We start from the raw sequence: 11,816 nt of genomic DNA on the forward strand, positions 1-11,816 counted from the left end.
GCGTTACATCTCAATCTCAATATCGCCTTTTGCCCTGCAACAGCAGGGTAAAATTTCGTCAGGCTGCACAAAGGCCAGCGGTTCGGTGAGCCAGTCAACCTGACCGGCGACCAGACGGATGCGACACGAGCCGCAGTAGCCTTCGCGGCACTGATATTCCACTTCCACGTTATGCGATTCAAGCGCGGCGAGCAGGGAAGGGTGCTCATCCTGGCACAGCAGCTGTGTGCCAGTGATGCGCAGCGTAACGCGTCCCATCAGAGCTGGAAATTGCTCAGATCGTCGGTATCGACTTCAGAGTCGATCTGACCGACCAGGTAAGAACTGACTTCCACTTCCTGCGGCGCGACCTGCACGTTGTCCGACACCAGCCAGGTGTTGATCCACGGGATCGGGTTGGAGCGCGTCTGGAAGGGGAGATCAAGGCCAACCGCCTGCATGCGGATGTTGGTGATATATTCCACGTACTGGCAAAGAATGTCTTTGTTCAGACCGATCATTGAGCCGTCGCGGAACAGATAATCTGCCCACTCTTTTTCCTGCTGCGCCGCCTGGACAAACAGGTCATAGCACTCTTGCTTGCACTCTTCGGCAATCTCCGCCATTTCCGGATCGTCGCTGCCGGAACGCAGCAGGTTCAGCATGTGCTGAGTGCCAGTCAGGTGCAGCGCTTCGTCGCGGGCAATCAGGCGAATGATTTTGGCGTTGCCTTCCATCAGTTCGCGCTCGGCGAAGGCGAACGAGCAGGCAAAGCTGACGTAGAAGCGAATGGCTTCCAGCGCGTTAACGCTCATCAGGCACAGGTACAGCTTTTTCTTCAGTTCACGCAGGTTCACGGTGACGGTTTTGCCATTTACCGTGTGCGTGCCTTCGCCCAGCAGATGCCAGTAGCTGGTCATCTCAATCAGTTCGTCATAATAGCTGGCGATGCCTTCAGCGCGTTTCTGAATTTGCTCGTTGGTCACGATATCATCAAACACCACCGCCGGATCGTTGACGATATTACGAATGATATGGGTGTAAGAGCGGGAGTGAATTGTTTCTGAAAACGCCCAGGTTTCGACCCAGGTCTCCAGCTCCGGAATGGAGATCAGCGGCAGCAGCGCCACGTTCGGGCTGCGTCCCTGAATGGAGTCCAGTAGCGTCTGATACTTCAGATTGCTGATAAAAATGTGTTTTTCATGCTCCGGCAGCGCCTGGTAGTCGATGCGGTCGCGGGAAACGTCCACTTCTTCCGGACGCCAGAAGAAGGAGAGCTGTTTTTCAATCAGCTTTTCGAAGATGTCATATTTTTGCTGATCGTAACGCGCAACGTTCACCGGCTGGCCGAAAAACATCGGTTCCAGCAACTGGTCATTTTTCGTCTGTGAAAAAGTGGTGTATGCCATTGAAGTGAGTCCTTTGTGGGATGAGCGCCGGATAGGGGCAAGCACCGTATCCGGCCTACAAACCGTGCAATCGTAGGCCGGGTAAGCGTAGCGCCACCCGGCATCTTTCATCAGATCTTACATGCGCCGCTTTCGCAGCCATCGTCCTGAATGGATGGCACCAGATCGTCCTGGGCATCTTCCGCACCATCGCGGGTGTTCTGATAATACAGCGTCTTGACGCCGAATTTATAGGCGGTGAGCAGGTCTTTCAGCAACTGCTGCATCGGCACTTTTCCTGACGGGAAGCGTGTCGGGTCATAGTTGGTGTTAGCCGAAATCGACTGATCGATAAATTTCTGCATGATGCCAACTAACTGCAGATACCCATCGTTACCCGGCATTTCCCACAGCAGTTCGTAGGCCTTGCCCAGATGCTCATAGTCCGGTACCACCTGACGCAGAATGCCGTCCTTCGACGCTTTAATGCTGACGTAACCGCGCGGCGGCTCAATACCGTTGGTCGCGTTCGAGATCTGCGAAGAGGTCTCGGACGGCATCAGCGCAGAGAGCGTGGAGTTACGCAGGCCGTGGGTCTTGATGGATTCACGCAACGCTTCCCAGTCGTGATGCAGCGGCTCGTTGGCAATCGCGTCGAGGTCTTTCTTGTAAGTATCGATCGGCAGAATGCCCTGCGCATAGGTGGTCTCGTTAAACCACGGGCAGGCGCCTTGCTCGATCGCCAGTTCGTTAGAGGCTTTCAGCAGATAGTACTGGATCGCTTCAAACGTTTTGTGCGTCAGGTTGTTGGCGCTGCCGTCGGAGTAGCGAACGCCGTGTTTCGCCAGATAGTAGGCGAAGTTAATGACGCCGATACCCAACGTACGGCGACCCATGGCGCCACGTTTCGCGGCCGGGATAGGGTAGTCCTGGTAATCCAGCAGCGCGTCGAGGGCGCGAACCGCCAGCACCGCCAGCTCTTCCAGTTCGTCAAGGCTGCTGATCGCGCCGAGGTTAAACGCAGACAGCGTACACAGCGCGATTTCGCCGTTTTCGTCGTTAACGTCCATCAGCGGCTTGGTGGGCAGGGCGATTTCCAGGCACAGGTTGGACTGACGTACCGGCGCGACCTGCGGGTCGAACGGGCTATGGGTGTTGCAATGGTCAACGTTCTGAATGTAGATACGGCCCGTGGACGCACGTTCCTGCATCATCAGAGAGAACAGATCTACCGCTTTTACGCGCTGTTTACGGATACTGTCGTCTTTTTCGTATTTGGTATACAGACGTTCGAACTCATCCTGATCGGCGAAGAACGCGTCATACAGGCCCGGGACGTCAGACGGGCTGAACAGGGTGATCTCTTCCCCTTTCAGCAGGCGGGTGTACATCAGTTTGTTGATCTGTACGCCATAGTCCATGTGACGCACGCGGTTGCCTTCCACGCCGCGGTTGTTTTTCAGCACCAGCAGGCTTTCGACTTCCAGATGCCACATCGGGTAGAACAAGGTTGCTGCGCCGCCGCGCACGCCGCCCTGCGAGCAGGATTTCACCGCCGTCTGGAAGTGTTTGTAGAACGGGATGCAGCCGGTGTGGAACGCTTCGCCGCCGCGAATCGGGCTGCCCAGCGCGCGGATGCGACCGGCGTTGATGCCGATACCGGCGCGCTGGGAGACGTATTTCACGATGGCGCTGGAGGTCGCGTTAATCGAGTCCAGGCTGTCGCCGCACTCGATCAGCACGCAAGAGCTGAACTGGCGCGTCGGGGTGCGCACGCCGGACATAATTGGCGTCGGCAGGGAAATCTTGAACGTAGAAACGGCATCGTAAAAACGCTTAACGTAATCGAGACGGGTTTCACGCGGATAGTTCGAGAACAGGCAGGCGGCCACCAGAATATACAGGAACTGGGCGCTCTCGTAGATCTCGCCGGTGACGCGGTTCTGCACCAGGTATTTGCCTTCCAGCTGTTTCACGGCAGCATAGGAGAAGGTCATATCGCGATCGTGCACGATGAACGAATCCATCTGCTTGAACTCTTCTTCCGTGTAGTCTTCCAGCAGATGATTGTCGTATTTGCCCATCTCAACCATTTTCACCACATGGTCGTACAGCGCGGGCGGCTCGAACTCGCCGTAGGCTTTTTTACGCAGATGGAAAATCGCCAGGCGAGCGGCCAGGTACTGGTAGTCCGGCGCGTCGCGGGAGATCAGATCGGCGGCGGCTTTGATGATCGTTTCATGGATATCGGATGTCTTGATACCGTCATAAAACTGGATGTGGGAGCGCAGTTCGACCTGAGAAATCGAGACGTTGTTCAGTCCTTCTGCCGCCCAATCCAGAACCCGATGGATTTTGTCGAGATTGATGCGCTCTGTACTACCATCACGCTTTGTCACCAGCAGACTCTGATTCATGTGGTTTTTACCTGTCCGTGAAAGAAAAAATATCCCCCGCATTATCCACAGCGCCACCTTGTGACTAACTCTGTGGATAAATACTATATGTAGGGGGTGGGTGTTAAAGTAAACGCTATATGGTGAGTATTCTAGTAGGGAATCTTTTCAGTACAAGAGTTGATTTTAAGGTTAAATTGAGGTTGCAAAAGGGTAAGAAAGGCTAAGTGCGCGTCTTATAAGGCCTGGCGGGGATGTCAATAATTCATAAAAAAAATAGATAATTTGATCGAGTGCTGATTTCTTCAACGAAGGTGAAGAAAGTTCTTATGACCTGGCACAATTTTTTCGGATTTTTATTTTTTCCGCAGGCCGGACAGGACGCCGTAGCGTCTCATCCGGCGACGGGATTACTCAGCTTTAGCCGTGGTGTGCACCATGTAGTTGACGTCAACGCCCGGGCCCAGCTTGAAGCTGTTGGTGAGCGGGTTATAGTGCAGGCCGGTGATATGGCGTTCTTTCAGGGCTGTCTCGTCCACCCAGCCTAACAGCTCGGCGGGCTTGATAAATTTTTTCACATCATGCGTACCCTTGGGCACCATTCGCAGAATGTATTCTGCGCCGACGACCGCCATCAGCCAGGACTTACCGTTACGGTTAATCGTCGAGAAAAAGACTTCGCCGCCGGGTTTGACTAACTGTGCGCAGGCGCGAACCACCGACTGCGGATCCGGGACATGCTCCAGCATCTCCATGCAGGTCACCACATCATACTGTCCGGCATGCTTCGCCGCGTGTTCCTCCACGGTTTCCTGCACGTAATCGACGTGAATACCGCTTTCCAGCGCATGCAGTTTTGCCACCTGCAGCGGCTCGAAGCCCATATCCAGCCCGGTAACGCTGGCGCCTTCGCGGGCCATACTTTCAGCCAGAATGCCGCCGCCGCAGCCGACGTCGAGCACCTTTTTCCCAAACAGACCCCCGGAACGCTCCGCGATGTAACCGAGGCGCAGCGGGTTAATGCGGTGCAGCGGCTTAAATTCGCCTTCCAGATCCCACCAGCGCGACGCGACTGCTTCAAATTTGGCAATTTCTTCGTGGTCAACGTTCTGGTTTACCGGCTGTTTTTCGGCATTCATCGGGGCTATTACTCCTTATTTGGCATGACGAATGAGTATATCAGGCATTCACGCTGAATAAAGCGCAGATCCCGGTCATACAGCAGGTCGCGGCCAGCTTAAGTATTTAGGGGATAGGTTTACCTCAATCAGCGCGGTTGTGTTATAATTTGCGACCTTTGAATCCGGGATACAGTAGAGGGATAGCGGTTAGATGAGCGACCTTGCGAGAGAAATTACACCGGTCAACATTGAGGAGGAGCTGAAAAGCTCTTATCTGGATTACGCGATGTCGGTCATTGTTGGCCGTGCGCTGCCGGATGTCCGAGATGGCCTGAAGCCGGTACACCGTCGCGTACTTTACGCCATGAACGTATTGGGCAATGACTGGAATAAAGCCTATAAAAAATCTGCCCGTGTCGTTGGTGACGTAATCGGTAAATACCATCCTCACGGCGATTACGCGGTGTATAACACCATTGTTCGTATGGCGCAGCCGTTTTCGCTGCGCTATATGCTGGTGGATGGCCAGGGTAACTTCGGTTCTATCGACGGCGACTCTGCTGCGGCGATGCGTTATACGGAAATCCGTCTGGCGAAGATTGCCCATGAACTGATGGCCGATCTGGAAAAAGAGACGGTAGATTTCGTTGATAACTATGACGGCACGGAGAAAATCCCTGACGTTATGCCAACGAAGATCCCGAACCTGCTGGTAAACGGTTCGTCCGGTATCGCGGTAGGTATGGCGACCAACATCCCGCCGCACAACCTGACGGAAGTGATCAACGGGTGCCTGGCCTATATCGACGATGAAGACATCAGCATTGAAGGGCTGATGGAACACATCCCGGGTCCGGACTTCCCGACTGCGGCGATCATTAATGGTCGTCGCGGCATTGAAGAAGCCTACCGTACCGGTCGCGGCAAAGTGTACATTCGCGCGCGCGCCGAAGTGGAAGCGGACGCGAAAACCGGTCGCGAAACCATTATCGTTCATGAAATCCCGTACCAGGTGAATAAAGCGCGCCTGATCGAGAAAATCGCTGAGCTGGTAAAAGATAAGCGCGTTGAAGGCATCAGCGCACTGCGTGACGAGTCCGATAAAGACGGTATGCGCATTGTGATTGAAGTGAAACGCGATGCGGTTGGGGAAGTGGTTCTGAACAACCTCTATTCCCAGACGCAGCTGCAGGTCTCCTTCGGTATTAACATGGTGGCGTTGCACCACGGCCAGCCGAAGATCATGAACCTGAAAGATATCATTTCCGCGTTCGTGCGCCATCGCCGTGAAGTGGTGACTCGCCGTACCATTTTCGAACTGCGTAAAGCCCGCGATCGCGCGCATATCCTTGAAGCGTTGGCGATTGCGCTGGCGAACATCGATCCGATCATTGAACTGATCCGCCGCGCGCCGACCCCGGCAGAAGCGAAAGCCGCGCTGATCGCGCGTCCGTGGGATCTGGGCAACGTGGCGGCGATGCTGGAGCGTGCGGGCGATGACGCTGCGCGTCCGGAATGGCTGGAACCGGAATTCGGTGTGCGTGATGGTCAGTACTATCTGACTGAACAGCAGGCGCAGGCGATTCTGGATCTGCGCTTACAGAAGCTGACCGGTCTTGAGCATGAAAAACTGCTCGATGAGTACAAAGAGCTGCTGGAGCAGATCGCTGAACTGCTGCATATTCTGGGCAGCGCCGATCGTCTGATGGAAGTGATCCGCGAGGAGCTGGAGCTGATCCGCGATCAGTTCGGCGATGCGCGTCGCACCGAAATCACCGCCAACAGCGCGGACATCAACATCGAAGACCTGATCAACCAGGAAGACGTTGTGGTGACTCTGTCGCACCAGGGTTACGTGAAGTATCAGCCGTTGACCGACTACGAAGCCCAGCGCCGTGGCGGAAAAGGCAAATCAGCGGCACGCATTAAAGAAGAAGACTTTATCGACCGCCTGCTGGTGGCCAACACCCACGACACCATCCTCTGCTTCTCCAGCCGTGGACGCCTGTACTGGATGAAAGTTTACCAGTTACCGGAAGCGAGTCGCGGCGCGCGTGGTCGACCGATCGTTAACCTGCTGCCGTTAGAAGCTGATGAACGTATCACCGCTATCCTGCCGGTACGCGAGTACGAAGAGGGCGTGAACGTCTTTATGGCGACCGCCAGCGGTACGGTGAAGAAAACCGCGCTGACCGAGTTCAGCCGCCCGCGTTCCGCCGGTATCATTGCGGTGAACCTGAACGAGGGCGACGAGCTGATTGGCGTCGATCTCACCTCTGGTTCCGATGAAGTCATGCTGTTCTCTGCCGCCGGTAAAGTGGTGCGCTTTAAAGAGGACGCCGTCCGTGCGATGGGCCGTACCGCGACCGGCGTGCGCGGCATCAAGCTGGCGGGCGAAGACAAGGTGGTTTCGCTGATTATTCCTCGTGGCGAAGGCGCGATCCTGACCGTGACGCAAAACGGTTACGGTAAGCGTACCGCGGCGGACGAATATCCGACCAAGTCACGTGCGACACAGGGTGTTATCTCTATCAAAGTGACCGAGCGCAACGGTTCCGTTGTTGGCGCGGTGCAGGTAGACGATTGTGACCAGATCATGATGATTACCGATGCCGGTACGCTGGTGCGTACCCGCGTGTCGGAAATCAGCGTGGTGGGTCGTAACACCCAGGGCGTGATCCTCATCCGTACTGCGGAAGATGAAAACGTCGTGGGCCTGCAGCGTGTTGCTGAACCGGTGGATGACGAAGAGCTGGATTCTATCGACGGCAGCGTCGCGGAAGGGGATGATGACATCGCTCCGGAAGCGGAAACCGACGACGATGCGGCGGATGACGCAGACGAGTAATTGACTCACCGCTGAGTGCGAAGGGCCGGATATTCTCCGGCCCTTTTTATTTAGTTCATCCTTTCTACGATCATGGCAATTCCCTGCCCGCCGCCAATGCACAGCGTCGCCAGTCCCAGCGTTTTATCTCTCGCTGAAAGCGCGTGCAGTAACGTCACCAGGATACGTGCGCCGCTGGCGCCGATAGGATGGCCCAGCGCAATCGCGCCGCCGTTGACGTTGACTTTTTGCGGATCAAACCCCAGCGTTTTACCGACCGCTAAAAATTGCGCGGCAAAGGCTTCATTCGCTTCAATCAAGTCAATATCTGACAGCGCTAGTCCACATTGCTGTAACGCTTTTTGGGTGGCGGGAACGGGGCCCATCCCCATTAACGCGGGGGCGACGCCGCCGCTGGCATAGGCTTTGATCCGCGCCAGCGGCTTAAGCCCCGCCGCCAGCGCCGCCGATTCGGCCATGACGATAAGCGCCGCCGCGCCGTCGTTGATCCCAGAAGCATTACCGGCCGTTACCGTACCCGCCTTGTCGAAGGCGGGACGCAGCGCGGCCAGACCTTCCGCCGTACAGTCCGCTTTAGGAAATTCGTCGCGTTCCACCACCGCCGTTTTCTTCCGCGACGTGACGCTAACAGGGACGATTTCAGCCTCGAACGCGCCGGCGTTAATCGCGGCAACCGCCTTCTGCTGAGAGAACAGCGCCAGTTCGTCCTGCATTTCGCGGCTGATGCCATATTCGCGGGCCACGTTTTCCGCCGTAATTCCCATGTGATAGCCGTGCGTGGCGCAAAGTAAGCCATCGCGCAGGATCACGTCAGAAAGCTGTCCGTCGCCGAGGCGATAACCCCAGCGGGCCTTTGCATCCAGGAGATACGGCGCCTGGCTCATGTTTTCCATTCCCCCTGCGATAATCGCCTGAGCCTGCCCGGCCTGAATCGCCTGAGCAGCAAGCGCGACGCTCTTAAGGCCTGAGCCGCAAACCTTGTTGACGGTAAAGCCGCAAACCGTTTCATTTAGCCCCGCTTTTAGCAGCGCCTGACGGGCCGGGTTTTGCCCGAGACCAGCCTGCAACACGTTCCCCATAATCACTTCATCCACGCGAGTAGTATCAAGCTGTGCGCGTTCCAGGGCTGCTTTAATGACTGTCGCCCCCAGTTCGATTGCGCTGGTATTGGCCAGCGCGCCATTGAAGCTGCCGATAGCGGTACGTGCTGCGCTGACGATGACACAATTTTTCATCTTCTGTTCCTTAAACGTGAGGGTTGCCGTCAGAACAACGTCAAACCAATAACAAAAATGATTCCGGAGAACAGCAGGGCGGTGATGCAGTAACCCATGATGTCGCGGACCCCAAGCCCGGCGATAGCCAGAGCGGGCAGCGCCCAGAACGGTTGCGCCATGTTCATCCACTGCTCGCCATAGGCGATAGCCATGACCGATTTACCGAGGTCGGCACCCAGTGCTTGTGCGGCGGGTATGACAAACGGCCCCTGGATCACCCAGTGACCACCCCCTGACGGCACCGCGAAGTTGATCAGTGCAGAGCTAAAAAAGGTCATGATCGGGAACGTGTCTTTGTTGGCGACGTTGATGAAAAACTCAGTGATCAATCCACCGAGTCCGGAGTGTTCCATCATCAACTGGATCCCCGCATAAAACGGGAACTGCACCAGAATCCCGGCGGTGCTGCGCGCTGCGGCGCTAATGGCGCGCATGTAGGCCATCGGTGTTTTATGCAGCAGCAGACCGGCAATCATAAACATGAGATTGACGGTGTTAATGGTGATGTTGAACCCTTTCTCGGCAAAGTAGATCCCGAGATAGGCGATACCCAGCGCACCGATGATCAGCGCCAGAATCCGGCTCTCTTCCAGCTTTTCTGACGGTGGCGCATCTGCCGGCAGGGTCTTCTGGAAATCAGGCTCTTCCATCAGCAGTTTTGGGTCAACGCTGATCACATCAGAGGGTTTCGGCGTCATCATGCGAGTAATAAAAGGCATGACCACAATGAGACCAAGCGTAATGAAGATGTTGAAGCCGGTGAACAAGGTGTCGCTGACCGGGATTAACCCGGCAATATGTTCGACCGGATTGCCTGGTGTCGCCGCCAGCAGGGGCATTGAACCGGAGAAACCGCCTCCCCAGGTCAGAAACCCAATATAGGCGCAGGCGATCAGCAGCGGATAGTCAGAGCCGGGTACGCGACGGGCCACTTCCCTGGCAAACATGGCGCCTACCACCAGGCCGAAGCCCCAGTTGATCACGCAGGCGACAGAGCCAAAAAAGGTGACCAGCATAACGCCCTGAGCGGGCGTTTTAGCCGCGGACGCGGCGGTCCTCAGCAGCTTTTTCACCGGACCCGAGCTGGCCAGCGCGTGGCCTGTGACGATAATCAGCGCCATCTGCATGCCGAACGCCAGCAGATTCCAGAAACCGTCACCCCAAAAGCGCACCATGGCGACCGGCGTTTGCGGCGTAAGCCACAGCGCGATGCCAAACGTTAACAGTGTCAGCAGCATGGCAAAAATCAGCGGATCGGGAAGCCAGCGACTGACGAAGCGCGTCATAAAACGCGAGATACGGCCAATCATGCATCACCTCGCTGGATCAACAAGTCGGCGGCCACGTCAAAGTGCGCTTCGGTTTTCGATCTCAGCGTTTGCAGGTCGCAGTCTTCAGCGATTTCACACAACCACATTTTGCCATCGGTAAAACGGAATACCGCCAGTTCGGTGACCAGCATATGTACCGCATGTTGGGCGGTAAGCGGCATCGTGCAGTGGCGGAGAATTTTCGCCGATCCGTCTTTCGCGCAGTGTTCCATCGCAATAATGACTTTACGCGCGCCAGTGACCAGGTCCATCGCGCCTCCCATGCCGGGCACCATTTTGCCCGGCACCACCCAGTTCGCGAGGTTGGCCTGCTCGTCAACCTGAAGGCCGCCAAGCACGCAGGCATCCACATGCCCGCCGCGAATTAGCGCGAATGACATTGCGCTGTCGAACATCGCCGCCCCGGGTAAAATTCCGCAAGGTTGGCCTCCGGCATTCACCAGGTCCGGATGCGCGGTTGTCACCGGTCCGAGTCCGAGAAATCCATTTTCCGATTGCAGGGTGATATGAATATCTGCAGGCAAGTAATTGGCGACCATCGTTGGCAGGCCTATACCTAAGTTCACAATGTCGCCATCACGAAGTTCGTGCGCCACACGGCGCGCAATACGTTGTTTCGCATCCATTATTTGCTCTCCTGTGGCATGACGATATAGTCAATGACGGCGCCGGGCGTAACGATGTGGTCCGGCAGCAGATCGCCTGTCGCAACCAGTTCGTCGGGTTCCACCAACGTGATGTCAGCGGCAAGGGCGATCAGCGGGTTAAAATTGCGGGCGCTGAGTTGATAGGTCAGGTTGCCAAGGGGATCGGCCCGATGCGCGCGTATCAGCGCTAAATCGGCGCGCAGTGGGCGCTCAAGCAGCCAGGTCTTACCGTCGAGCGTGAGGGTTTGTTTGCCCTCTTCGACAACCGTACCGACGCCGGTAGGGGTCAGGAAACCGCCGAGACCGGCACCGCCGCAGCGAATTTGTTCAATCAGGGTGCCTTGCGGGACCAACTGAACATCCATCTCTTTAGCAATCATTCGCCGTCCGGTTTCCGGGTTAGTGCCAATGTGCGAGGCAATGACTTTTTTCACCCGACCATTGACAATCAGAGGGCCGATACCGGTATCGACAAAAGCGGTATCGTTGGCGATAAGGGTCAAATCCCTGACGCCGGATTCCAGTAGGGTGTCGATAAGGCGAGGGGGCGTGCCAACCCCCATAAAACCGCCAACCATGATGGTCATGCCGTCACGAAAGAATTCGGCGGCGTCCTGTAAGGTAATCAGTTTTGTTTTCATTATGTTTCCCTTTTGCATACTCCATTTTGGGTACGAAGCGGGAATTGCAAACAGGATGCCAGAGTTGGGAGGAGAGGGGTTTTGAGATTAACTGACTGAATAAAAAAGAAAAATAGCAAAATCTCCGTATGCTGTGAGGCACGGAGCTATGCAGAAAATTGCGCACTGTGCAAAATTCTGCATAGCAA

Annotated in this window: 9 protein-coding genes; 1 reads left to right on the top strand and 8 read right to left on the bottom strand. The window is 55.8% G+C overall.

Annotation, left to right across the window (positions count from 1 at the left end):
- Positions 1–3: 3 nt before the first annotated feature.
- The 4 genes from yfaE to ubiG all read right to left on the bottom strand — a co-directional run bounded on the left by yfaE (position 4) and on the right by ubiG (position 4,902).
- Positions 4–258: a class I ribonucleotide reductase maintenance protein YfaE gene (gene yfaE, locus APU02_RS12135; protein ID WP_042290605.1), complete on the bottom strand. Its 255-nt coding sequence runs from the start codon at positions 256–258 to the stop codon at positions 4–6.
- Complete coding sequence (gene nrdB / locus APU02_RS12140) at positions 258–1,388, bottom strand: class Ia ribonucleoside-diphosphate reductase subunit beta (protein ID WP_042290603.1); 1,131 nt, start codon at positions 1,386–1,388, stop codon at positions 258–260. Before nrdB ends, yfaE begins: the two co-directional genes overlap by 1 nt.
- Positions 1,389–1,498: 110 nt before the next feature.
- Positions 1,499–3,784: a class 1a ribonucleoside-diphosphate reductase subunit alpha gene (gene nrdA / locus APU02_RS12145; RefSeq protein WP_060570128.1), complete on the bottom strand. Its 2,286-nt coding sequence runs from the start codon at positions 3,782–3,784 to the stop codon at positions 1,499–1,501.
- A gap of 389 nt (positions 3,785–4,173) precedes the next feature.
- The gene (gene ubiG / locus APU02_RS12150; protein WP_042290598.1) at positions 4,174–4,902 is read right to left on the bottom strand and encodes a bifunctional 2-polyprenyl-6-hydroxyphenol methylase/3-demethylubiquinol 3-O-methyltransferase UbiG; all 729 of its coding nucleotides are present in this window, start codon (positions 4,900–4,902) and stop codon (positions 4,174–4,176) included.
- Between the two features lie 193 nt (positions 4,903–5,095).
- Here ubiG and gyrA point away from each other — a divergent pair, with 193 nt between their 5' ends.
- Positions 5,096–7,732 carry a DNA topoisomerase (ATP-hydrolyzing) subunit A gene (gyrA, locus tag APU02_RS12155; protein WP_060570129.1) on the top strand — a complete coding sequence of 879 codons (2,637 nt, stop codon included), beginning with the start codon at positions 5,096–5,098 and terminating at the stop codon, positions 7,730–7,732.
- Between the two features lie 50 nt (positions 7,733–7,782).
- Here gyrA and APU02_RS12160 read toward each other — a convergent pair whose 3' ends face one another.
- From APU02_RS12160 to atoD, 4 genes are read right to left on the bottom strand one after another with little or no spacing between them, the layout of a single operon-like run.
- Positions 7,783–8,967, bottom strand: a complete 1,185-nt coding sequence (locus APU02_RS12160; protein WP_060570130.1) for an acetyl-CoA C-acetyltransferase — start codon at positions 8,965–8,967, stop codon at positions 7,783–7,785.
- A gap of 29 nt (positions 8,968–8,996) precedes the next feature.
- A complete protein-coding gene (locus tag APU02_RS12165) occupies positions 8,997–10,319 on the bottom strand; it encodes a TIGR00366 family protein (protein ID WP_060570131.1) in 1,323 nt (440 codons plus the stop codon).
- Complete coding sequence (locus APU02_RS12170) at positions 10,316–10,966, bottom strand: 3-oxoacid CoA-transferase subunit B (RefSeq protein WP_042290586.1); 651 nt, start codon at positions 10,964–10,966, stop codon at positions 10,316–10,318. The genes APU02_RS12165 and APU02_RS12170 overlap by 4 nt, the downstream gene beginning before the upstream one ends.
- Entirely contained in the window at positions 10,966–11,628 is a 663-nt protein-coding gene (gene atoD / locus APU02_RS12175; protein WP_060570132.1) for an acetate CoA-transferase subunit alpha, read from the bottom strand. Before atoD ends, APU02_RS12170 begins: the two co-directional genes overlap by 1 nt.
- Positions 11,629–11,816: the final 188 nt, after the last annotated feature.

This window comes from Citrobacter sp. 50677481, from assembly GCF_001463265.1.
GTDB lineage: Bacteria > Pseudomonadota > Gammaproteobacteria > Enterobacterales > Enterobacteriaceae > Citrobacter_A > Citrobacter_A sedlakii.

Coding starts and splice junctions, on each gene's coding strand:
- ubiG (WP_042290598.1), bottom strand. CDS start 4,902: ATGAATGCCGAAAAACAGCCGGTAAACCAGAACGTTGACCACGAAGAA.
- APU02_RS12160 (WP_060570130.1), bottom strand. CDS start 8,967: ATGAAAAATTGTGTCATCGTCAGCGCAGCACGTACCGCTATCGGCAGC.
- APU02_RS12170 (WP_042290586.1), bottom strand. CDS start 10,966: ATGGATGCGAAACAACGTATTGCGCGCCGTGTGGCGCACGAACTTCGT.
- nrdB (WP_042290603.1), bottom strand. CDS start 1,388: ATGGCATACACCACTTTTTCACAGACGAAAAATGACCAGTTGCTGGAA.
- yfaE (WP_042290605.1), bottom strand. CDS start 258: ATGGGACGCGTTACGCTGCGCATCACTGGCACACAGCTGCTGTGCCAG.
- gyrA (WP_060570129.1), top strand. CDS start 5,096: ATGAGCGACCTTGCGAGAGAAATTACACCGGTCAACATTGAGGAGGAG.
- atoD (WP_060570132.1), bottom strand. CDS start 11,628: ATGAAAACAAAACTGATTACCTTACAGGACGCCGCCGAATTCTTTCGT.
- APU02_RS12165 (WP_060570131.1), bottom strand. CDS start 10,319: ATGATTGGCCGTATCTCGCGTTTTATGACGCGCTTCGTCAGTCGCTGG.
- nrdA (WP_060570128.1), bottom strand. CDS start 3,784: ATGAATCAGAGTCTGCTGGTGACAAAGCGTGATGGTAGTACAGAGCGC.